This is a genomic window from Streptomyces formicae, assembly GCF_002556545.1.
Taxonomy (GTDB): domain Bacteria; phylum Actinomycetota; class Actinomycetes; order Streptomycetales; family Streptomycetaceae; genus Streptomyces; species Streptomyces formicae_A.
Genome location: NZ_CP022685.1, coordinates 3695644 through 3718269 on the forward strand (window position 1 = coordinate 3695644; position 22626 = coordinate 3718269).

Sequence of the window (22626 nt, forward strand, 5' to 3'; positions counted from 1 at the left end):
TCCCGGTCCTGGCCCACGTGCACACGCACGGAGCGTGCCTCATGACCCCGCCTCCGTCCCCGCGGCCGCCCTCGCCGCCGCCCGCCGTGCGGCGGCTGCTCGCCACCGCCCGCACCACCCGGTTCCGGGTCGAGCGGGCCGCCGCGGGGCGCGGGGGCGGCGCGCTCCCCGCGCCCGTGCACCTCTCGCTGCGCGACAGCCGCACGCTCAACGTCGCTCTCGCCGTCGACCCCGCACACGAGGACGTGGCGCGGGCGCGGCTGCTGATCACCCGGGGGCTTCGCCGGTACGCCGTCCCGCTCGCCCCTGAGCCGTACGCGCACGGCGACACCCTGCTGACCGCGACGGCGACACTGCGCGACGCGGCCGACGGGAGCCGCACGGGAGTGCCGCTCAGCGACGGCGTCTGGCGGCTCACCGTCGAGACGCGCGGGCCCCGGGGGCGCGTGCGACGCCGTGGCATCGGCATCGCCGGGGACCCCGCGCCGCCGCCCACGCCGACCACGGCACACGCCCCCGACCCCCGGACGGGAATGCTCGTCCGGATCGTCAGGACGCGCGGCGGGCGGGCCGTGCTCCAGGCGACGCGCTCGCGGCCGCGCGCGGAACTCGTGCGGTTCGTGCCGCGCGGGGACGGGATCACCGTGCACGGCAGGATCGTGGCGGGCGCCGCAGGGGCGGCGGGGGCCGGCGCCCTGGCCGTACGGCGCAGGGACGGCGTCGTCGTACCCGTCGACGTGGCGTGGCAGGGCGACGCGTTCACGCTGCGGATGCCGCTCGGCGCGATGACGGGGGCCGGGCCGGGGCAGTGGGTGTGGGACGTCCGCGTGGGCGGACTGCCGCTCGGGCGCTGGCTGTCCGACGTGCGCGATCCGGCGGCCTCCTGCCCCACCCCCTTCCGCGTGTTCGCGCTTGCGGACGGCTCCCTGGTCCGGGCGCACGCCCACTTCACCGCGTCCGGGGCGTTCGCGGTGACCTGCCTCGACATCACCGACGGCGCCGCGGAGCGCACGCGCGAGCCCGCGAAGGAGACCTCATGAAGATCACCTACCTGCTCGGCTGGGGCGACGAGATGGGCGGCACCGAGCTCGCCACGTACACCCAGGCGCAGCACCTCGCCGAGCGGCCCGGCATCGAGGTCGAGATCCTCTCCGTCTTCAGGACCCGCGCCGAGCCCTTCTTCCCCGAGGCGCGCGAGCTGCCCCTCCGCTACCTGGTGGACCGCACCGCCACCCCCGAACGCCCGGTGCGCGCCACCGAGTTGGACGACGCCGCCTGCCGCACCCTGGCCGCACTGCCCAGCGAGCTGATCAGGCCCGCCTGGGAGGACGCCTTCGACCGGCTCTCGGACATCGAGCTGACGGCGGCGCTCGGCGCCCTGGACACCGACGTCCTGGTCACCACCACGCCCGCGCTGCTCGCCGCCGCCGTGGCGCTCGCGCCCGCGCGGGTCGTCACCGTCCACCAGGAGCACCGCCCCACCCAGCGGCGCGGCCCCTCGGGCGAGCCGCTGCTCCTGCACGCGCCGCGCCTGGACGCGCTGGTCACGCTCACCGGGCGGACCAGGGACTGGCTCGCGGAGTCCCTCGGCGCGACCGCGCCCGAGCTCGCCGTGATCCCGAACGCCGTGCCCGACGGCTTCCGGCCGCGCGCGGACGGCGAGAGCAAGGTCATCGTGATGGCCGCGCGGCTCACCGGCGAGAAGCGCGTCGACCACGCCGTGCGGGCGTTCGCGCAGATCGCGGACGCGCACCCCGAGTGGTCGCTGCGGATCTTCGGCGGCGGCCACCGCGAGCGGCAGTTGCGACGCCTGGTGGACGGCTTCGGGCTGCACGACCGGGTCGAACTGCTCGGCCCCTGCCAGGACATGGCGGCCGAGTGGGCCAAGGCGGGGCTGAGCCTGATGACGGCGGGCCACAACGAGGCGTTCCCGCTCGTCCTGCTCGAAGCGCTCGCCGCCGGGGTGCCCGTCATCGCGTACGACGTGGTGACCGGGCCCGCCGAGATCGTGCGCCACCGGGTGGACGGGCTGCTCGTACCGCCGGGCGAGATCGGCGAACTGGCCGTGGCCATGGACGAGTTGATGGGAGACGACGAGACCAGGCGCGGCTACGCGCGAGCGGCCCGCGAGGGGGTCTACGCCCGCTTCTCCTCCGCCGGTGTCACCGCGCGCTGGGAGGAGCTCTACACGCGCCTGGTGGCGGGGCGCGACCGCCCCGAGCGGCTCGGCGGGCGCGCGGACCGCGTGGCGCTCGGCGTGGCGTCCGGCGGCTGCGGCTTCCGGCCCACCGCCCCGCACACCTACGACGCGGCCGCGGGCGCCGACGAGCGCACCCGCGAGGACGAGATCCTGGCCGCCGACACCGAGGGCCGGATCATCCGCTCGGTGGGCAGGCTCGCCGAGCGCCGCGACGACGTCCGTACGCCCAGGATGGCCGACTGGAACCTGGAGCTCGCCGCGTCGGCGCTTGCCGCGCGGGACGTGCCGCACGTGCTCGTCCGCACCCCCGGTTCCACCTCGCACACCCTGGCGGTGGACGCCGACGACCGGGACCGCGCGCTGAAGGCCCTCGCGGACGCGCTGCACGGGCAGCCCGTCTACGCCGAGCTGGTCAATCCGCGCGACGCGGCGCCCGGCACCGTCCTTGCCGAACGCCTCGACGGCATCGGCGAGTTGGCGGGCGTCAAGCTGTTCAAGCCGGTGACCACGACGACCCTCTCGCTGCGGCACGGCGCGGGCCAGGCGTGCACGGTGGCGTTCTGGAACCGGGACGAGGCCGGGTTCCGCGCGCCCTTCGGCACGACGCTCGCGGGCGCCGAGCTGCCCTCGCTCACCCCCACGGCGACGCTGCGCGTGGCCGACCGCGCCTACCCGACGCTCCAGGTGTTCACCGAACTCCTCGTCAAGGACGTGGACTTCCCCGTCGACGCCGTCTACACCTGGGTCGACGACCGCGACCCCGAGTGGCGCGCCCGCCGCGACGCGGCGCTCGGCGGCGCGGGGCCCGCCTCCGCCGACAACGGCGCCGTGCGCTTCCGCAACCGCGACGAGCTGCGCTTCAGCCTGCGCTCGATCGCGATGTACGCGCCCTGGATCCGGCACGTCTACTTGGTCACCGCGGGCCAGCGCCCCGACTGGCTCGCCGACGAGCACCCGGGCCTGACCGTCGTCGACCACCGCGACCTCTTCGCGGACCCCGAAGGCTGTCTGCCGACCTTCAACTCGCACGCGATCGAGAGCCAACTGCACCGCATCGAGGGCCTGTCGGAGCACTTCCTCTACTTCAACGACGACATGTTCCTGGGCCGCCCCACCACCCCGGAGACCTTCTTCCTCAGCAACGGCACGCCCCGCTTCTTCTGGTCGTCGGCGTCCGTGCCCGCGCTGCCCGTCTCCCCCGCTGACGAGGGCTATCTGGGGGCGGCGAAGAACAACAGGGAGCTGTTGCGCGAGGCGTTCGGCCGCACCACGACGCACAGCTTCTTCCACGTGCCCTACGCGCTGCGCCGCAGCGTCCTGCGGGAGATCACCGAACGCTTCCCCGCGGAGACGGGGGACACCGCCCGCAGCCGCTTCCGCTCGGTCACCGATCTGTCCCTGGTCTCCTCGCTGCACCACCACTACGCGTACCTCACCGGGCGTGCCGTGCCCGGCGGCATCTCGTACGACTTCGTGGACATCGGCGACCGGCACGACCACGCGCGGCTCGGGCGGCTGCTCCAGAGCCGCGACAAGACGGCGTTCTGCATCGGCGAGTCGCCCGACAGCGCCGTGACGGACGAGGAGATGGCCCTCGCCATCCGCTCGTTCCTGACGGCGTACTTCCCGGTGCGCTCGCCCTACGAGGTCTGAGCCCCGCTCAGGAAGAGCCGCCGTACGACACGTTCGGCGGCTCTTCCGTCGTCGTAGGGGCAGAACCGGCTCCGGAACGCGGACCGCAGCCGCGCCGCTTCCGGGGAGTCCCAGCCGCCGTCCGTGAACAGCGCGGCCAGCTCCTCCTCGCTGGTGGCGACGGCTCCCGGCGTCTCGCCGGGGCGCCCCGAAAGGAGGTCGAAGTAGGTGCCCCTGGCAAGCCGGTAGGCCTGCCAGTCGGGGGCGTACGTCACGATCGGGCGGTCCAGGCACGCGTAGTCGAACATCAGCGACGAGTAGTCCGTGACCAGCGCGTCGGAAGCCAGGCAGAGGTCCTCCACGCGCGCGTGCCCGGTGACGTCGACGAGCTGCGGGTGGTGGTCGAGGCCCGCGTCGGCCCCGTAGAAGTAGTGGGCGCGGACCAGGACGACGTACGAGGCGCCGAGCCGCTCCACGAAGCGGCGCAGGTCGACGCGGGGCAGGAACCCCTTCTGGTAGTCGCGGTGCGTCGGCGCGTAGAGGAGCACCTTGCGTCCTTCTGCGATCCCCAACTCCTGGCGGACGCGCGCGACGTCTGCGTCGTCGACCCCGAAGTACACGTCGTTGCGCGGATATCCGGCCTCCAGCGCCTGGTAGGACGCCGACGGGTAGACCCGCTCCCAGACCTCCGTGGAGTGCGGGTTGGCGGAGAGGCTGAGGTCCCACTGGTCGGTGTGGTCCAGGACCTTCTGGAAGCTGATGCCGTGCGTGCCCGCGGGGTAGCGGCGCTGGTCCAGGCCCATCTTCTTGAGCGGGGTTCCGTGGTGGGTCTGGAGGTAGACCTGCCCCTGGCGCTTGGTGAAGCCGCCGGGGAAGCTGGAGTTGTTGATCAGGTAGGTCGCCCTCGCCATCGTCCGCCAGTAGCTCCGCGAGCCCTCGATGACGTACTCGACGCCCTCGGGGACCTTGTGCTTGTTGCGGCTCGACACCACCCACACGCCCCTGATGTGCGGGGCGAGTTCGCGGGCCTTGGCGTGGATCGCGGCGGGGTTGCAGGAGACGCCCCGGTTCCAGTAGGCGCCGTAGACCGCGAGTGCCGGGTCGAGTCCGCGGCGCAGGTCGGCGCGGTAGGCGGCCTTCATGGCGCGGGCGCGCAGCTTCTTCTTCTGCCGCTTCAGCCTGCGGGCGACGCGCACCCGCCGGGTCTCCGCCCTGCGCAGCCCCTCGTACGCGCCCCAGGACGCGGCGGCGAGCGCCTTCTCCTCGGGGGTGCGGGGCGCTAGGCCCTCCGGCGCGTACGTCCGGTGGACGCGGGCCGCCTCGCGGAAGAACGCGCGCCGGTCGGCCTCCCTGATCCGGCCCGGGTCCTCCAGGACGGCGAGCAGATGCGCGATCGCGGGCGGGAAGAGCCGGGTCCGCTCGTCCGGGTCGGCGGCGGCGAGGAGTTCCTCGTACCGTGCGGCGAGGGCGAAGTGCGCGCGGCCCGGGGTCTTGGAGAAGCTCCCCGCGCGCCGCTCGCGCCAGCGCACGCACGCCCGGTCGAGCACGGCGACGCCGTCGCCCGCGTCCAGGGTGGCCCGCTGGACGGGCACCACGTCCTCGTACGCGCCCTGCGGGAAGCCCAGTCGGCGTTCGTGCCAGAAGGTGCGGCGGAAGACGCGGTTCCAGAGAGCGACGGTGGCCGCGAGGGGGTCGCCCGTGAGGTCGTCGCCGCCCGCGCGGACGTTCTCCCACCAGTCGGTCCGCTCGTGCGCGAAGAGCAGCACGTCCGGGTCCCGGTGCGCGCGAAGGGCCGCGTCGACGGCCGCGAGGGCGCCCGGGAGCAGCAGGTCGTCGCCGTCGAGGAAGAGCAGGTAGTCGCCGGTGGCGCGGTCGGCGCCGATGGCGCGGGCGGGTCCGGCGCCCGCGCGGGCGGGGACGCGGACGAGTTGCGCGCGCCCGTCGCGCTCCGCATACTCCCCGGCGATCGCGGCGCAGGCGTCGGGTGACGCGTCGTCGACGACGATCAGTTCGAGGTCGCCGAAGGACTGGGTGAGCACGGAGTCCAGGCATTCCCGCAGGTAGCCCTGGACGCGGTGGGCGGGGACGACAACCGAGAAGCGCGTCATGCCCACCGACCGTAGTCAGCCGGACACCGCCTGTCGAAGACCCTTCATCACTCATTGGGGTGATGAAGGGCAAAGAAGTTGACGCTCGGGACGCGTAAACGGGCAAAGAGGACGAATAAGCCCGAACTACGCCCGAAAGGTCGGCCGCCGTGCAGCCCCGTCTCAGCGTCGTCGTACCCATCTACAACGTCGAGGAGTTCTTGGCGGAATGCCTGGAGTCGATCGCGGGACAGACCTTCGACGGCGGCGGACGCCGCGCGGGCCGTGCCGGACCCGGCGGCCTGGAGTGCGTCCTCGTCGACGACGGGTCCACCGATGCCAGCCCCCGCATCGCCCGTGAGTTCGCCGCCAAGGACCCCCGCTTCGTCTACGTCCGCCAGCGCAACGCCGGACTGAGCGCCGCCCGCAACACCGGCGTGCGCAAGGCGTCACCCACCGCCGAGTTCCTGACCTTCGTGGACAGCGACGACGTCGTGCCGCACGACGCGTACCAGCGGATGATCGCGAGCCTGGACGCCACCGGATCCGACTTCGCGAGCGGCAACGTCTGGCGCCTGAACGAACGCGGCCGCTCCCAGGCCTGGCAGTACAAGTGGCTCACCGCGCCGCGCACCCGCACGCACATCGCGCGCGACCTCGACCTGCTCTCCGACCGGGTCGCCTGGAACAAGGTGTTCCGCAGGTCCTTCTGGGACCGCCACAAGTTCGCCTTCCCCGAGGGCAAGCTCTACGAGGACACCCCCGTGATGATCCCGGCGCACTTCCTCGCCGGATCCGTGGACGTGCTCAGCGACCACGTCTACTACTGGCGGGTCCGCGAGGGCTCCATCACCCGGCGGCGCACCGACGTCAAGGGCGTGCGCGACCGCATCGCGGCCTGCGCGCACGTCAGCGCCTTCCTCGCCGAGCACGCCCCCGAGATGAAGAAGACGTACGACATCTCCTGTCTGCGCGACGACTTCGTGTACTTCCTCGAAGGGCTGCCGATGGGCGGCCCCGAGTACCGCGCGGCGTTCATGACGGACACGGCGGCCTTCCTGCGCCGCGCCGATCCGGCCGTCGTCGCCGAACTCCCCGTCGACCTGCGCGTCAAATGGCAGCTCGTCCGCGAGGCGCGCACCGCCGAACTCATCGAGCTGCTCTCCTTCGAACGCGCCAACGGCACCGCCTTCCAGGTGCGCGGCGCGGTGCGGCGCAGCGCCTCCTACCCGGGCGTCGGCAAGGTCCCCGACAAGCTCGCGCGGATCGGGCGGCGCGAACTGCCCATGGTGGCGCGGGTGAACGAGGCGCGGTGGGACGCCGAGGGGAAGCTGCGGATCAGCGGCTACGCGTACGTACGCAACCTGTCGGCGACCCGCCCCGGGCACTCCGTCAAGACCGGGCTGCTCAAGTCGGCGCACAGCAAGGGGCAGTTCAGACGGGTGCCGACGAAGACGGTCGCGGCGCCGAAGGCCACCGAGCAGTCCGGGCAGCGGCTGCACTGCTACGACCTGTCCGGCTTCGAGATGACCGTCGACCCCGAGCAGCTGAAGACCGGCGGCCGCTGGCGTCCTGGGAACTGGCTGCTCGGCGTGGTCGTCGCGGGCCACGGCACGGTGCGCCGCGCGGCCGTCAGGGCCGCCGACGGCGCCTCCGCGCAGTCCGTCGTCCGCGAACTCGGCGACGGGCTCCGCCTCACCCTCGGCTTCAGCAAGAGCCGACTCGTCCTGCGCGTCCAGGAGTACGCGGCGCGCGTGGACGCCCACCGGCGCGACGGGGACGACGTGGTCCTGAGCGGGCACCTGCCGGGCCGCCTGCGGCCCGCCGCCCTGCGGCTCACCCACAAGCACACGGGGACCGAGTTCGACTACCCGGTCTCGCTCGCCGACGACCGCTTCGAGGTGCGCGTACGCCTGGCCGACCTGGAGGGCGTGGCGCCCACGCCGCACCTGGCGCCCAAGGAGGTCGAGCCCCCGCACGGCGACCGCTGGCAGGCCAACCTGGTGCTGCCCGACGGCAAGCTGAAGTCCCTGGCCGCGGCGCTCGGCCTGCCCCCCGGCAGATACGCGTCGCGCCCGGGACGCGAACTGTGCGCCACCGCCAACGACCAGGGCCAGCTCGTGGTCGAACTGACCCGCCAGCCGATCGCCGACCGGGTCGTGTGGGGCGCCGACGGCACGCTCACCGTCGAGGGCGACGTGGCGTCCGCCAGCTGGGGCGAGGCCGAACTCGTGCTGCGGCACAGCGGCCGCGACGAGGAACTGACCACGCCCGCACAGCGGCGCGGCGAGCGCTTCACCGCGGTGGTCGCACCGGGCGGCGGGGCGCTGCGCGAGGGACGCTGGTACGCGTTCCTGCGCGAGCGGACGGCGGGGCCCCGCGCGGCGGGAGCGTCGGCGCCGCGCGCCGCCGACGGCATGCCCGTGCGGATCCTCGCGTCCGTCTCGGCCGGGTTCCCGCTCCACCGGACCGTGCGGGGGCGGGAGTTCACCGTCGACCGGCGCTTCGGCGACCGGCTGCTCATCGAGTCGGGGTCGGTCCTGAGCCGCTCCGACCGGGGCGCCTACCGCCAGCACCGGCTGCGCACGGGCCACTACCCGGCCCGCCGCACCCAGCCGCTGACCGACGCCGTCCTCTACTTCGACGGGGACTCGCCGCGCGCCGTCCACGAGGAGCTGGTGCGCCGCGGCGCGGGCGTCGAACACCTGTGGGTGACGGACGACCAGCAGACCCGGGTGCCCGCGGGGGCGCGCGGCGTCGAGCGGTACAGCGCCGCCTGGTACGAGGCGCTCGCCCGCTGCCGCCGCGTCGTGACGGCGGGACACCTGCCGGAGTTCTTCGAACGGCGCGCGGGCCAGACCGTCGTACAGACCTGGCACGGCGCGCCCCTCAAGCGCATCGGCACCGATCTGACCGGCACGCTCTACGCCGACCACGGCCATCTCGACGCCCTGCCCGCGCTCGCTCGGCAGTGGGACGTCCTGGTCTCACCGAACCGTTTCTCCACCCCGCACCTGGGGCGCGCGCTCGCCTACGACGGCGAGGTCCTGGAGGCCGGATCGCCCCGCAACGACATGCTGTTCGCGGAGGACCGGGGCAAGGTCGCCGAGCGGGTCAGGCGCGAGCTCGGCATCGAACCCGGCAAGCGGATCGTGCTGTACGCGCCGACCTACCGGGACCATCTCGCCTACTCCCCGGGGCGGTTCCGCTACGAGGCGGCCCTCGACTTCGGCTCGGCCGAGTCCGTGCTCGGCGACGACCACGTCCTGCTCGTGCGCAAGCACCCGCTGACGGCGGGCCGTCTGACGGGCGCCCGCACCCCCTTCGTACGCGACGTGTCCGGACACCCCCGCACCGCCGAACTCCTGCTGATCGCCGATGTGCTGGTGACGGACTACTCCTCGCTGATGTTCGACTTCGCGCACACCGGGCGCCCGATGCTCTTCCACGCGTACGACCTGGAGCACTACCGCGACACCGTGCGCGGCTTCTACCTCGACTTCGAGACCCGCGCCCCCGGGCCGCTGCTCGCCTCCACCGGCGAGGTCGTCGAGGCGCTGCGCGACCTGGACGCCATCGCGGCGCGGCACGCGGACGCGTACGCCGCCTTCCGCGAGGCGTACTGCGACCTGGACGACGGCAAGGCGTCGGCCCGCGTCGCGGAGAGGCTGATGCGGTGAGCGGCGCAGGCCCCGGCGGGGCGCTCCTCACCCGCAGGACCGTGCACGGCGCGACGGCGCTGCGCGGCGGACCACGCCGGCGCCCCTCCCCCTACCTCCTCTTCGGCGGGCTCTTCTGGCTGGTGATGTCGCTCGCCTTCTGGCGGGTCCCGATGTGCTGCGACTTCGGCCAGCACGCGGCGGTGGTCGAACGCCTCAAGGAGAACCTCCTCCACCCGGCGCACCCGATGGCCGACCTGCCGGGCCAGGGCAGCCCGTACTACTCGCCGTACGCGGTGGCGCAGGGGCTCTTCGCCAAGGTGACGGGCCTGGCGGGCTGGGAGGTCGTGAAGCTCTCCGGACCGCTCAACCTGATCGTCCTGCTGACCGGCATCGGCCGCTTCGTCCGTGGCCTGACGGATCGTCAGTGGGCCCCGGTCATCGCCCTGTTCGCCATGGTGCTGCTCTGGGGCACGCGGATGGCGTGGTGGAGCGGCTATCTGGGCCTGATGTCGATGACGGGGAACCTCGGCTATCCGTCGACGTTCGCGATCGGCCTGGCGTTCTGGGCGTGGGCCTGGGCGGGCGCGCTCGCCCGGGGCGGGCGGCGGGGGCCGTGGCCGTACGCGGGGCTCGGCGCCCTGTGCGGCCTCGTCCTCCTCGTCCACCCGATCTCGTCGGTGGCGGCGGTGATCGGCGTCGTCGCGTTCGCGGCGTCCGGACGCAGGCTGTGGATCTGGTCCGCGACCGCCGTGACCGCCCTGCTCGTCGCCGCGTGCTGGCCGTACTACAGCGTCTTCGCGCTGGTCGGCGACGCGTCGGTGGACGGGATCCACCGGCAGCTCTACACCGAGATGCCGCAGCGCTTCTGGCTCGCCGCACTCGGCGTCCCCGCGCTCTGGCTGCGCCTGCGCAGGGACCGCAGGGATCCGCTGGTCATCATGTTCGCGCTGGACTGCGCGGTCGTCGCGTACGGCTGGCTCAGCGGCCACTACACGTACGGCCGCATCCTCGGACTGACCCTGGTCCCCCTCCAGTTCGCCCTGGCCATCGAGCTGGCGGCGCCCCGGCCGTGGGGCTGGCGGCGCGGCGCCCTCGCCGGGGCCGCCGCGCTCGGCGCCTGCGTCGGCTTCTGCCAGATCCAGGCGGGCGCGGTGGTGCCGAGGGCCCTCGACCCCGTCGGCTTCGACCAGCCGCCGCGCTGGCCCGACTACACGTGGGCGACCTCCCACATGCGCCGGGGCGACGTCGTCCTGACCGACGGCTACCGCCCCACCCGCTCGGTCCCCGGCTACGGCGTCAACCTGGTGGCCCCCGCCTGGCCGGACCCCTCACTCGCCGAGAAGACCCGCGAACACCGCCTGAGCGACGTCCGTTCCTACCTCTCTCCCGACTCCACCCGGGCCCGACGCGCGGCCGTGGTCCGCCGCTACCACGTGCGCTGGCTCCTGCTCTCGCCCGATCAGAAGGTGCCCGGGGAGGCCGTGGTGGTGGACTGGGGGCCGCACACGGGTGAGGTTCTCGCGCGGGTCAACGGCGGGGGCGGGGCGGGGGCGTGAGACGTCAGCGCCGGACGTAGAGGCGCAGCGTCGCGCCCGGCACCGCATAGGTGACATGCGGGGTGAACTCCCTTTTCAGTACGGCCAGTTTGGCCTCCTCGGCCCCCTGCCCCGCCCGCCGCGCCTGGCGCAGCGCGGGCGGTTCCGTCAGGACCCAGAGGCGGTCCACCGCCGCCAGCCTGCGCCGCAGTTCGGTGGGGGGCACCTCCACTCCGTAGAGCGTGCCCGAGCTGCCGGGCGACCTGGCGAGCGCGAGGTCGCGGGTGCCCCGGAAGCCGGCCGGGTAGGCCAGGCTGACGCGGCGGGCCAGCAGCGGCAGGTACAGGACCGGTTCGCCGGGGCGCACTTCGCGGGCGGCGAAGGCGGCGGCCGCCGCGGGGTTCTCGCGGTCGTGCCCGAAGGCCCGGTCGTGCCGGTGCAGCGGCAACTGCCACCACAGCGTGACACCGACGGCGGCGGCACCCACGGCGGCCACCGCCGTCCTGCCGCGCGAGATCCACGGTCGCGGGGCGGGCCACGGCGGATCCCCGGGGCGCGTACGGAGGGCCGCGCCGACCCCTCGTACGACCCGGTCCGCCCCGGCCGCCACGAGCAGCGGCAGACCGGCGAGCGCGAACAGCACGTAGCGGTCCTGGTAGAGCGGCCAGCGCTGCGACACCGCGAGGAGCACGGCAGGAGGCACCACCAGGAGCGGCAGCGCCACCGCGCACAGCGAGAGGGCGGGCCGTGAGTGAGCGCACCGCCGCGCGCCGGACCACGGCGGGCGCAGCGCGACCACGGCCAGCAGCAGTTGGCCGACGAGGACGAGCCTGGTCGGCCCCGCGAACGCGCGCAACAGCCGGTCCGCCGCCGCCCCGTCCGGCGCCACCAGCCACGCCACCTGGGCGGACTGCCCGCCGGACGCGACGAACAGCGGGAGCAGCAGGACGCAGGTGACACACGCGGCGGCCGCCCAGCCGCGCCGGGCGGGGCGCGGCACCCGGGCGACGAGCAGCGTCACCGCGTGGGCGACGAGCAGCAGCACGGCGAGTTCGTGCAGCAGCGCGGTGCCGGTGGCGGCGGCCGCGTAGGCGCACCAGGCGCGCCGGTCGACGGAGGGCCCGGAGCGTTCGACCGCCCGCACGAGGAGCAGCGTGGTCAGCGCGGCACCCGCGGCGACGAGCGCGTACGAACGGCCCTCCTGCGCGTAGTGCCCCGCGATCGGCGTCACCGCGTACAGGAGCCCCGCCCACAGTCCGACGCGCGGCCGCGCCAGCCGTGTGCCGAGGGCCGCGACGAGCGCGGCTGCGGCGGACGCGGCGAGCACCGAGGGCAGCCGCAGCGCGACCTCACCCGGATGGGCGGGGAGCACACCGTGCATGAGGACGTAGTAGAGGCCGTGCACCGCGTCGACCCGGTGCACCAGGTGCCAGATCTCCGGGAGCGAGCGCCGCGCGACGTCCAGGGTGGTGCCCTCGTCGCGCCACATGGTGCCCCGGTCCAGGCCCCACAGACCGAGAGTGAACATGACGAGAGCGGGCAGGAGCGCGGCGGTGAAGGGAGCGAGCGCGGGGGTGGGGGCGGAGAAGGGCGCGGAGACGGGCGCGGGGCGCGGCGTGGCCTGCATGAAGCCGAGCTTGTGCGATTGGCCCGCCTATGAGGGGTATTGACACCCCTTGCCTACCCCGTACATAGACCCCTTATCGGATAATTGACCGCAACCACTAAAATTTCCCGTGTGGACCGCACCCTGCCTCAGAAGCCTCTTTCCGTCCCACCGGCCGACGGCGTCTCCGTCGTCGTGATCGGCTACAACGACGCCGACCACCTCGCCGACGCCGTGCGCTCCGCACTCGCCCAGGGACCCGCGGTCCGCGAGGTGATCGCCGTCGACGACTGCTCCACGGACCACAGCGGAGACGTGCTCGCCGCGCTCGCCCGGGAGGACAGCCGGGTGCGGGTCATCCTCCGCGCCACCAACAGCGGCGGCTGCGGCTCGCCCCGCAACGACGGGATCGACGCCGTCACCTCCGCGCACCTGATGTTCCTCGACAGCGACGACGTACTGCCGCCCGGCGCCGTCGACGCCCTGCTCGGCGCGGCGCGGCGGCACGGCGCGCAGGTCGCCTCGGGACTGTGCGTACGCCGCGAGCTGCCGTCGGGGCGCGAAGTGCCGTGGCAGCCCGAGCTCTACCGCAAGGCACAGCTGATCGGCAGCCCCGAGCTGCGGCCCCGCCTCGTGCACGACACGCTCTGCGTCAACAAGCTCTACCGCACCGCCTTCCTGCGCGAGCACGGCGTCCGCTTCCCCGAAGGCCGCTTCATCTACGAGGACTTCGTCTTCACCGCGCGCGTGCTCGCCGCCGCGCCCCGGATCGCGCTCGTCCCCGACACCGTCTACGTCTGGCACGTGCGCCGCACCGCGGCCAGGCTGTCCATATCCCTGGACCGCTCCGGCATAGCCAACTGGCAGGCCCGCATGGAGGCGCACCGCCAGTCCGTCGAGATCCTGCGGGACGCCCTCGGCACCGGCGGCAAGCGGCTCGCACGGGCCGCCCGCGCCAAGTTCATCGACCACGGCCTGCGGATGTACACCCGCGAACTGACCTCGCGCGGCGCGGAGTACCGGCGCGAGTGGTGGGCCTGCACGCGCGCGTACCTGGAGACCTTCGACGCCGCCGACCTGGACGCGGCGCCCGCCCCCGGCCGCGTCATCGCGCGCGTGGTCCTCGCCTCCGCCGAGCCGCGCGACCTGAACCGCCTCAAGCAGGTGGCGGCCCGCCCCGCCCGGCTCGCGCCGCCGTACCCGCAGAGCGCCGACGGCACCCCCCTCTGGTCGGCGGACCTGCCCCAGGTCACCCTGGAGCACCTCCTCGTACGCCCCATCAGGCTGCTGCCGCTGGCCGTCGACGGCGAGCTGCGCCCGCGCGCGGGCGGCGGACGGCTCACGCTGCGGCTGCACGAGCTGTACGGGCGGGTGGCCGAGGCCGGACCCGCCACGGTCGACGTGGAGATCGTCCACCGGGAGAGCGGCCGCCCCTGGCTGCGGCGCACGGCGGCGTTCCGCCCGGCGGCCGACCGGGGCACACCGGAGGGCGAGACGTCCGGCGCGACCTGGACCGCCACGGTCCTGCTCGACCTCGCCTCGCTCGACAGCGGCGTGTGGGACGTCCGGCTGCGGCTCCGCTTCGCCGACGGGACCTCGCGCGACAGCACCGCGCACGCGCTCGCGGGGCCCGGCCTGCTGCGCCGCACGGTGGTGCCGGGCGGGCGGCACGGCGTGCTGCTCGTCCAGCCGTACGCCACCGCGGCGGGCAACCTCTCGGTGCGCGTGGCACCCGGGGTGCGGGGCGTCGCCGAGGTCGTGCGGCGCCGCCTGTCCCGGGTGGCCCACCGCGTCGGCGGCCGCTGACGTGTCCCGTACGCCGCCTCTGCGACACTGCACCTCCACGCACCGGACGCCCGAGGCGGCGGGCCCGAAGGACGAGGACGAGAAGGAGACAGGGCGAGCATGACCTGGCTGATCACCGGCGGCGCCGGATACATCGGGGCGCACGTCGTCCGCGCCATGACGGCGGCGGGCGAGACGGCCGTGGTCTACGACGACCTGTCGACCGGCGACGCCGGGCGCGTGCCCGCCGGGGTGCCGCTGGTCGTCGGCTCGGTCCTCGACGGCGACCGACTCGTGCGCGCCTTCGAGGAGCACGCGGTCACCGGGGTCGTGCACCTGGCGGGCAAGAAGCGGGTCGGCGAGTCCGTGGAGCGGCCGCTGCACTACTACCACGAGAACGTGGAGGGCCTGCGGGCGCTCCTGGACGCGATGGTCACGGCGGACGTCACCCGCCTCGTCTTCTCCTCCTCCGCGTCGGTCTACGGCATGCCCGACGTGGACCTGGTGACGGAGGAGACGCCGTGCCTGCCGATGAACCCGTACGGCGAGACGAAGCTGGCGGGCGAGTGGCTGGTCCGCGCCGCGGGCCGCGCCCACGGCCTGACGACGGCGTCGCTGCGCTACTTCAACGTGGCGGGCGCGGCCTCCCCCGACCTCGCCGACACCGGCGTCTTCAACCTCGTCCCGATGGTCTTCGAGAAGCTCACGGACGGCACGGCCCCGCGCATCTTCGGCGCGGACTACGACACCCCCGACGGCACGTGCGTACGCGACTACATCCACGTCGTCGACCTGGCCGAGGCCCACGTCGCCACGGCGCGCAGGCTGGCCGAGGCGCCCCGGGGCACGGACCTCACCCTCAACATCGGCCGGGGCGAAGGCGTCTCCGTCCGCGAGATGACCGACCTGATCAACGAGGTCACAGGACACACCACCCCCGCCGAGGTCACCGGGCGCCGCCCCGGCGACCCGGCCCGCGTGGTCGCCGCCGCCGACCGCATCGCCGCGGAACTGGGCTGGTCGGCCAAGCACGACGTGCGCGACATGATCGCCTCGGCCTGGGCGGGCTGGCTCCGCGAGCACCCGGACGCGGCACGCGGCTAGCGGCTGAGGGTGTAGCAGGCTCCACCCCCAAGCCGGGTGCGCACTCTCTCGCCCCGTTGACCTGCGGTTTCTAGCGTTCTCTGTGGGATCTGTGACCACGGAGAGGGCGTAGGCGATGTTCAGGCGACGAGGTTCGGGCCGTACGGCCGTGGCGGAGGTGGCCGAGCCGGACGCGCTCGTGCTCGACGGGGTCGGCAGGTCCTACCGGCGCGGCACCGTCGCGCTCGAACCGGTCGACCTCGCCGTGCCGCGCGGACGGTTCCTCGCCGTCATGGGCCCCTCGGGCTCGGGGAAGTCGACGCTCCTGCAGTGCGCGGCGGGCCTGGACCGGCCGACGTCGGGGAGCGTGCGCATCGGGGGCGTCGAGATCGCGCCGCTGAGCGAGACGGCGCTGACCCGGCTGCGGCGCGAGCGCGTCGGCTTCGTCTTCCAGGCGCACAATCTCGTGCCCTCGCTGAGCGTCCTGGAGAACGTCGCCCTTCCGCTGCTGCTCGGCGAGGTGCCCGACGACGGGCGGGCGCGGGACGCGCTCGACTCCGTCGGCCTCGGCGAGCGCGGCGCCGACAGGCCCGCCGAACTCTCCGGCGGGCAGCAGCAGCGCGTCGCGATCGCCCGCGCCCTGGTCACCTCGCCCGAGGTGGTCTTCGCCGACGAGCCGACGGGCGCCCTCGACCCGGCCACCGCACAGGACGTGCTCGCGCTGCTGCGGCAGGCGGTCGACAGGGACGGCCACACGGTGGTGATGGTGACGCACGACCCGGCGGCCGCGGCCTGGGCGGACGAGGCGCTGTTCCTGGCCGAGGGCCGGATCGCCGCGCGCGTCGAACACCCGGACAGCAGCCACGTGCACGCCATCATGCGGGACTTGGGGCGGCGAGCGGCATGAGCAAGACGGCCCCGAAGAAGACTCGCGTCACCGCGCTGCTCGCCGCGCGCGCGGCGCACACGCACCGCAAGGCATGGGCCGCGGTCTTCGCCGCGCTCGCCCTGACCTCCCTCCTCCTGGGCGCCTTCACCCTGGCCCTCTCCTCGGCCGGACTCGGCCACGCGCGCGTGGAGCGCTACGCGGACGCCGACCTCGTCGTCACCGGCGACCAGAACACCCGCTTCACGGCCAAACCGTGGGGCAGCAAACCCGAGACGGCGACGGCGGGGCTCACCGAGCGCGTACGGGTCCCGCGGGCGGCGCTGAAGACGGTGCGCGCGGTCCCCGGGGTGCGCGCGGCGATCGCCGACGAGGTGTTCCCGGCGGGCGTCGACGGAACCGAGATCACCGGACGCCCCTGGGACGCGGCCCGGTTGGGCTCCTACTCCCTGCTGGAGGGAGCCGCTCCCCGACGGGCGTCCGAGGTCGTCGTGGGCGGGGGAACGGTCGGCGTCGGCGAGCGCGTGACGGTACGGGTCGCGGGGACCGACGCCACGTACCGGGTGACAGGCGTGGCCGAAGGCCCGCGCGACGCCGCCTACTTCACCTCCGCCGAGGCGCGCCGCCTGGCCGGTCACCCCGGTTCCGTGGCCGCCGTCGGCGTGCGGGCCGACCCCGGCACGAGCACGTCGGCCCTGTACGCGCGCGTGCGGCACGCCCTCGACACGGCGGGGGCGCACGGCGTGGGGCACCGGGCGGACGGGGACGGCGCGGGACTGCGCGTACTGACGGGGGACGGGCGCGGCGGTGCCGAGTTCCTCGGCGCGGCACCCGCCAGGTCGGGCATGCTCGCGCTGCTCGGCTCGGTGACCGCGACGGTCGTCCTCATCGCGCTGCTCGTCGTGTCGTCGACGGTGGTGCAGGCGTTGCAGCAACGCTCGCGCGAACTGGGCCTGTTGCGGGCGGTCGGGGCGACGCCGCGACAGCTGCGGGGCGCGGTGGGCCGGGAGGTCGGCAGGGTCGCGGTGCGGGCCGCGCTGACGGGAGCGGTGGCGGCCGTCCCCGCGTACGTCGCGCTGCGCGCCCTGCTCGACGCACAGGGCGCACTGCCGCCGGGGCTCGAACTCCCGCTCCCGCCCTGGCTGTTGCCCGCGCCGCTGCTGACCGCGGGCCTGACGCTCCTCATCGCCCGCGTCGCCGCGCTGATCGCCTGCGCGCGGACGGCGAAGGTACGTCCCGCCGAGGCGCTGCGCGAGGCGACGCCGGGCAACGCGCGGCGGATCACCGGGCTCGTACTGCTCTTCATCGGAGTGAGCTCGGCGGGGACCGCGACGCTTCAGCACGGCGAGGCCGCGGCGGCGGCCGCCGGTGCGGCGGCGGTGGTCCTGGTGATCGGGTGCGCGCTGCTCGGACCGTGGATCGCCGAGGGCGCCATGCGGGTGCTCGGCGGCCGACTGCGCCGCCACGGCGGCCCCGCAGGACATCTCGCGGCGGCCAACTGCACGGCGTCCGCGCGGCGTCTGGGGGCGGCGCTCACCCCGATCATCCTGGTCACGGCGTTCGTCTCGGTGCAGCTCGCCGCGGGCGCGACGATGACGCACGCCGCGGGCGACCAGGCCGAGGAGGCGGCGCGGGCCGACTACGCGGTGACCGCGGCGGGCGGCCTGCCCCGGGGCACGCTGGAGCGGATCAGGGAGACCCCCGGCGTACGAGCGGCGACCGCCGTCACGCGCGGCACGGTGGTCCTGGCCCGCCGCGAGACGGGCTCGCCGCGCCTGGACCGCCTGCCGGTGCTCGGCGTGACCCCCGAGGGCCTGTCCCGGACGCTCGACCCGGCCGTACGGGAGGGCGCCCTGTCCGCACTCCGCCCCGGCACGGTGGCGGTCGGCCGCGACCAGGCGCGCGACCTGGACGTGGGCCCCGGCTCGAAGGTGACGCTGCGCTTCGGGGACGGAGTGGAGGCCCGCCTGAAGGTGGTGGCGACGTACGACCGCGAACTGGCCCTCGGCGCCTTCCTGTTCTCCCGGGACCAACTCCTGCGCCACACCTCGTCACCGGGCCCCGACCGCGTCCTGGTGGCCGCGCCGGGCGGCGCCGCACAGGCGCTGCGCGCGGCGGCCCCCGGGGCCCGGGTCACGGCGGACCCCGGCCCCGAACGGCTCGATCCGGAGGACCGGGCGCTCGGGGAGGTGGTGAGCGTGGCGGCGGTCGGCGCGGTCGGCGGCTTCACGGTGATCGCCGTCCTGAGCACGCTGTCCCTGATCACCATCGGCCGCCGCCCCGAACTCGCCCTGCTCCGCCTGGCCGGTGCGGGCCGGGACCAACTGCGGCGCATGCTGCGCCTGGAGGCGGCGGCGACGGCGCTGACCGGCCTGACGGTGGGCGCGGCGGTGGCCTCGCTCCCCCTGCTCGCCTTCAGCCTCTCGACGGCCCGCACGCTCCCGCACCTTCCCCTGCCCCAGGCGGCGCTGATCGCCCTGACGGTCGGGGCGACGACTGTTGCGGGGGCGCTTGTGCCGGCTTGGCCGGTGTTGCGGGGGCGCTATCCGGTGCGCTGACCGCTTCTTCGGGGAGGTGGCGTCTCCCCCGCGTCCGGTGCGGTGTCACCCGGGGTTTCGCGCAGTTCCCCGCGCCCCTAAAAGCGACCCCACCGTGCGGGGGTGGGTGGGGGAGGTGGCGGCATCCCCCCGGCCCCACCGCGCGAGGGTGGGTGGGGGAGGTGGTGGCATCATCCCCACGTCCAGTGCGACGGCACACGGGGGTTCGCGCAGTTCCCCGCGCCCCTAAAACGGGCCGCAGCCGCCAAGACGGCCCGAGGGGACGTGGGGGTATGTGCGCACGGAGCACATCAGTGAACGAGGCACGGAAGCAAACCCATTGGCAATGCTCTGGGACGGCGAGTACGCACATACCCCCGCGGCCCCGCCCCACAACCGAACCCAAGGCGCACACCCGCACCCACCCGAGCCCCCGCGACCCCGCACCCGGCAGACTTGTACCCACCCACCGAAACCGAAGGAAACCCACCCCCATGAAGCCCCTCCTCTGGCTCCTGCTCCTCGTCGCGCTCGCCGTGAACATATCCAGCAGCTTCCTCTTCGACGGCGCCCAGCAGGCCCTGATCAGCATCGCCACCGGCCTGACCGCCCTCGCCTCGGGCATCACGCTCGCCGTCAGACACCGCAGGCAGCGCGCAACCTCCTAGCCCTTGTTCAGATAGGCGAGAACCGCCAGCACCCGCCGATGCCCACTGTCACTCGGCGGCAGCCCCAACTTCGCGAAGACGTTGCCGATGTGCTTGCTGACGGCCCGGTCGGAGACCACGAGCAGCGACGCGATCGTCGCGTTGTCCCGCCCCTCGGCCATCAGCTGAAGCACCTCCCGCTCGCGCGGCGTCAGCGAGTCGAGGGGGTCGTCGCGCCGCCGCGTGAGCAGCTCCGTGACCACCTCGGGGTCGAGCGCCGTGCCGCCACCGGCCACCCGCTCCAACGCGTCGAGGAACTCGTCGACGCGCCCCACCCGGTCCTTGAGGAGGTAGCCGACCCCACCTGCTCCCCCGCCGAGGAGTTCGGCGGCGTACGTCTCCTCCACGTACTGCGAGAGGACGAGCACCGGAAGTCCGGGGATCCGCGCGCGGGCCGCGAGGGCGGCCCGCAGTCCCTCGTCGCGGAACCCGGGCGGCATCCGCACGTCCAGGACCGCCACGTCGGGCCGGTGTTCCAGGAGGGCGGGCAGCACCTCGGGCCCGGTGGAGGCGACCGCCGCCACCTCGTGCCCCGCGGAGGTGAGGAGGAGCACGAGACCCTCCCGCAGCAAGGCGTTGTCCTCGGCGATCACCACGCGCACGGCAGCTCCACTTCGATCACGGTCGGCCCCCCGACGGGGCTCGTCAGCTCAAGTGTCCCGTCGAGCGCGGCGACCCTGCGCCGCATGCCGAGCAGCCCGCTGCCACCCGCGTCGTCCGCGCCGCCCCGCCCCTCGTCGCGCACCACGACCCGCAGTACCCCGGCCGCCCGGGACAGGTCCACGAAGGCCCGCGCGGAGCCGCTGTGCTTGGCGGCATTGGTCAGCGCCTCGGCGACGACGAAGTAGGCGGCGGCCTCCACCGCCGCGGGGGCGCGCACCGCCTCGCCCGCCGGGTCCTCGACACCCTCCGCGGCGACCGTCACATCGAGCCCGCTGCCCGCCGCGAGTGCCCGCACCGCACCGGCGAGGCCCCGGTCGGTGAGGATCGGCGGGTGGATGCCGCGCACGACGTGGCGGAGTTCGGTGAGTGCCTCCTCGGCCTGGTCCTGGGCGTCGTCCAGGAGCCTGCGCGCGGCGTCGGGGTCCTTGTCGAACGCCCGGCGTGCGAGGCCCACCCGCATCGAGAGGGAGACGAGGCGCGCCTGGGTGCCGTCGTGCAGATCGCGTTCGATGCGCCGCAGTTCGGCACCGTGCGCGGCGACGGCACCGGCCCGGGTGACCGTCAGCTCCTCGACGCGCTCGGCGAGTTCGGCGCTGCGCCGCGCGTCCGGCGAGGGGGTGAGCAGGACCCGCGACCACCGCGCGTCGAGGCCGGCGAGGCCCGCGACGAGGGGCAGCAGCACGGCCCGCTGGCGCAGCAGCCCGCACCACACCCCGTCGACGAGCACGCCGAGGACGAACAGGGGGATCGCGACGTACAGCAGGACCAGGCCGTAGACGAAGTGCACGAAGAGCCAGCGCAGGTCGCGCCAGGTGCAGGGGTCCTTCAGGGCGGCGGTCACCCGCTCGCGGACGTCCCCGGTGAGCGGGGCGTACGCCTCGGGCACCGGGCGGCCCGTCCAGGTGCCGACCAGGCGCCGCTTGAACCCGGCGGTCCTGCGCAGGAGTTGGACCGTCTCGGGCAGCACGGCCGCGCCGACCACGAGCAGGGTGACGAAGGCGGTGAAGAGCAGCAGCGCCATGAAGAGGTAGGAGACGAGCGCGAGCCCGGCCCCCTTGCCCAGCTGCGCCATGGCGAGCCCCGCACGCCGCAGCGTCTCCTTCATGCCGGTCATACCGGTCAGGCTAGGTCACCGGGCGCGCGGGCGAGAGCGGGCGGACTCCCGGCCCTGTGGTGGAGTGCGCTACACCATGGATCCGGGAGGGCGCCCCATCGTTTCCGCGCGGCGCGGACCGCAGAGTTGATCCCAGGCCGCCGCACGGAGCGGCGGCCGCTCCGCCCGGAAGGAAGCACCCCATGAAGGCCCTGCTCTGGCTCGTCCTCGCGGCCGCTCTCGTCGTCAACGTCATGACCAGCTTCGCCTTCGACGGCGTGCAGCAGGTCCTGATCAGCGTCGGTACGGGCGTCGTGGCGCTCGGCACCGGGGTGAGCCTGTACCTGACCCGCCGCCGCGACGCCTGAGGCCCACCGGCGCCCGGAGCCCCGCCTCAGAGCGCCCGGAGCGCCGCGGCCGTGGCCGTGGCGAGACTGCCCAGATAGCCCTTGGGCAGCTTCGCCCGCACCACCACCGACCGCCAGTAGAGCGGCCCCGACACGAGGTCGAGCGCGAGGTCCTCGTCGGCCCCTTCGCGCACCTCGCCCCGCGCGACGGCGGCGGCCACGATGCCGCTCGCGACCCCGTGCTGCCCCTCTCGCAGCGCCTTCTGCAACGCCTCGGCGATCTCCGGGTTGCGGGCGGCCTCGGCCTGGAGGTCGGGGATGATCTGCGAGGCCACGGGGTGCCGCAGCGCCCGTGACGTCACCTCGTAGAGCAGCCGCAGATCACTCTCCAGGGAGCCCGTGTCGGGCGCCGGGAGGCCCTGCACCGCTATCGCGGAGACGAGGTCGAGGACGAGGTGCAGCTTGGAGCGCCAGCGCCGGTAGACGGCGGTCTTGCCGACCCCGGCGCGCCGCGCGATGCCCTCGATGGACATGCGCGCGTAGCCGACGGCGGCGAGCTCTTCGAAGACGGCGGCCCTGATGGCCTCGGTCACGTCCTCGCGGAGCACGGCGGCCCCGGCGGGCGCCCTGCGGCGCGGCTGTTCACCTGATGGCCTGCTCGTCGTCATGCGAACAGCATAAAGCGCCACGACGATACGGTTGCGTTCCGACGTACCGTCGCCCTAGTCTCGACGTTGCGACGATACGGGCCCGTCCCGACGTTCGCCTCTGCTTCCCCGAGCCTTCTCCGAGGCTTCCCCGAG

15 protein-coding genes are annotated in these 22626 nt (G+C 74.4%); 10 read left to right on the forward strand and 5 right to left on the reverse strand.

Annotated elements, in window-relative coordinates; all coding sequences use genetic code 11:
- Positions 1-41: 41 nt before the first annotated feature.
- Both KY5_RS15880 and KY5_RS15885 read left to right on the forward strand, forming a co-directional pair.
- Entirely contained in the window at positions 42-1040 is a 999-nt protein-coding gene (locus KY5_RS15880; protein ID WP_098242868.1) for a hypothetical protein, read from the forward strand.
- On the forward strand, positions 1037-3853 hold the full coding sequence (locus KY5_RS15885) for a stealth conserved region 3 domain-containing protein (RefSeq protein ID WP_098242869.1): 2817 nt from the start codon (positions 1037-1039) through the stop codon (positions 3851-3853). The genes KY5_RS15880 and KY5_RS15885 overlap by 4 nt, the downstream gene beginning before the upstream one ends.
- Here KY5_RS15885 and KY5_RS15890 read toward each other — a convergent pair.
- Positions 3841-5940 (reverse strand): bifunctional glycosyltransferase/CDP-glycerol:glycerophosphate glycerophosphotransferase, encoded by a 2100-nt coding sequence (locus KY5_RS15890; RefSeq protein WP_098242870.1) that lies wholly within the window; start codon positions 5938-5940, stop codon positions 3841-3843. The genes KY5_RS15885 and KY5_RS15890 overlap by 13 nt on opposite strands.
- A 149-nt stretch (positions 5941-6089) precedes the next feature.
- Here KY5_RS15890 and KY5_RS15895 point away from each other — a divergent pair, with 149 nt between their 5' ends.
- Together KY5_RS15895 and KY5_RS15900 are read left to right on the forward strand one after the other, a co-directional pair.
- A complete protein-coding gene (locus KY5_RS15895) occupies positions 6090-9599 on the forward strand; it encodes a bifunctional glycosyltransferase/CDP-glycerol:glycerophosphate glycerophosphotransferase (RefSeq protein ID WP_098242871.1) in 3510 nt (1169 codons plus the stop codon).
- Complete coding sequence (locus KY5_RS15900; RefSeq protein WP_098242872.1) at positions 9596-11137, forward strand: hypothetical protein; 1542 nt, start codon at positions 9596-9598, stop codon at positions 11135-11137. Before KY5_RS15895 ends, KY5_RS15900 begins: the two co-directional genes overlap by 4 nt.
- Before the next feature lie 4 nt (positions 11138-11141).
- Here the strand turns inward: KY5_RS15900 and KY5_RS15905 are convergent, their stop codons facing one another.
- Positions 11142-12743 (reverse strand): glycosyltransferase family 39 protein, encoded by a 1602-nt coding sequence (locus tag KY5_RS15905; RefSeq protein ID WP_098242873.1) that lies wholly within the window; start codon positions 12741-12743, stop codon positions 11142-11144.
- 111 nt (positions 12744-12854) lie between these two features.
- Here KY5_RS15905 and KY5_RS15910 point away from each other — a divergent pair, with 111 nt between their 5' ends.
- From KY5_RS15910 to KY5_RS41800, 5 genes are all read left to right on the forward strand, one after another.
- Entirely contained in the window at positions 12855-14528 is a 1674-nt protein-coding gene (locus tag KY5_RS15910) for a glycosyltransferase family 2 protein (RefSeq protein ID WP_234362744.1), read from the forward strand.
- Between the two features lie 99 nt (positions 14529-14627).
- Entirely contained in the window at positions 14628-15611 is a 984-nt protein-coding gene (gene galE / locus KY5_RS15915; protein ID WP_098242874.1) for a UDP-glucose 4-epimerase GalE, read from the forward strand.
- Between the two features lie 115 nt (positions 15612-15726).
- Positions 15727-16497, forward strand: a complete 771-nt coding sequence (locus tag KY5_RS15920; protein WP_098242875.1) for an ABC transporter ATP-binding protein — start codon at positions 15727-15729, stop codon at positions 16495-16497.
- Positions 16494-19034, forward strand: coding sequence for an FtsX-like permease family protein (locus KY5_RS15925; protein ID WP_098242876.1), 2541 nt, complete (start codon positions 16494-16496; stop codon positions 19032-19034). Before KY5_RS15920 ends, KY5_RS15925 begins: the two co-directional genes overlap by 4 nt.
- Before the next feature lie 473 nt (positions 19035-19507).
- Positions 19508-19681, forward strand: coding sequence for a hypothetical protein (locus KY5_RS41800; protein ID WP_159072532.1), 174 nt, complete (start codon positions 19508-19510; stop codon positions 19679-19681).
- Here KY5_RS41800 and KY5_RS15930 read toward each other — a convergent pair.
- Positions 19678-20322 (reverse strand): response regulator transcription factor, encoded by a 645-nt coding sequence (locus KY5_RS15930; protein ID WP_098242877.1) that lies wholly within the window; start codon positions 20320-20322, stop codon positions 19678-19680. The two genes, KY5_RS41800 and KY5_RS15930, sit on opposite strands and share 4 nt — an antisense overlap.
- Entirely contained in the window at positions 20310-21488 is a 1179-nt protein-coding gene (locus KY5_RS15935; RefSeq protein WP_098247280.1) for a sensor histidine kinase, read from the reverse strand. Before KY5_RS15935 ends, KY5_RS15930 begins: the two co-directional genes overlap by 13 nt.
- Positions 21489-21679: 191 nt before the next feature.
- Between KY5_RS15935 and KY5_RS42150 the strand changes: the two genes are divergently transcribed.
- Complete coding sequence (locus KY5_RS42150; protein ID WP_199843100.1) at positions 21680-21844, forward strand: hypothetical protein; 165 nt, start codon at positions 21680-21682, stop codon at positions 21842-21844.
- 26 nt (positions 21845-21870) lie between these two features.
- On the opposite strand, the gene KY5_RS15940 is transcribed toward KY5_RS42150, so the two are convergent.
- Positions 21871-22491, reverse strand: coding sequence for a TetR/AcrR family transcriptional regulator (locus KY5_RS15940; protein WP_098242878.1), 621 nt, complete (start codon positions 22489-22491; stop codon positions 21871-21873).
- Between the last annotated feature and the right edge of the window lie 135 nt (positions 22492-22626).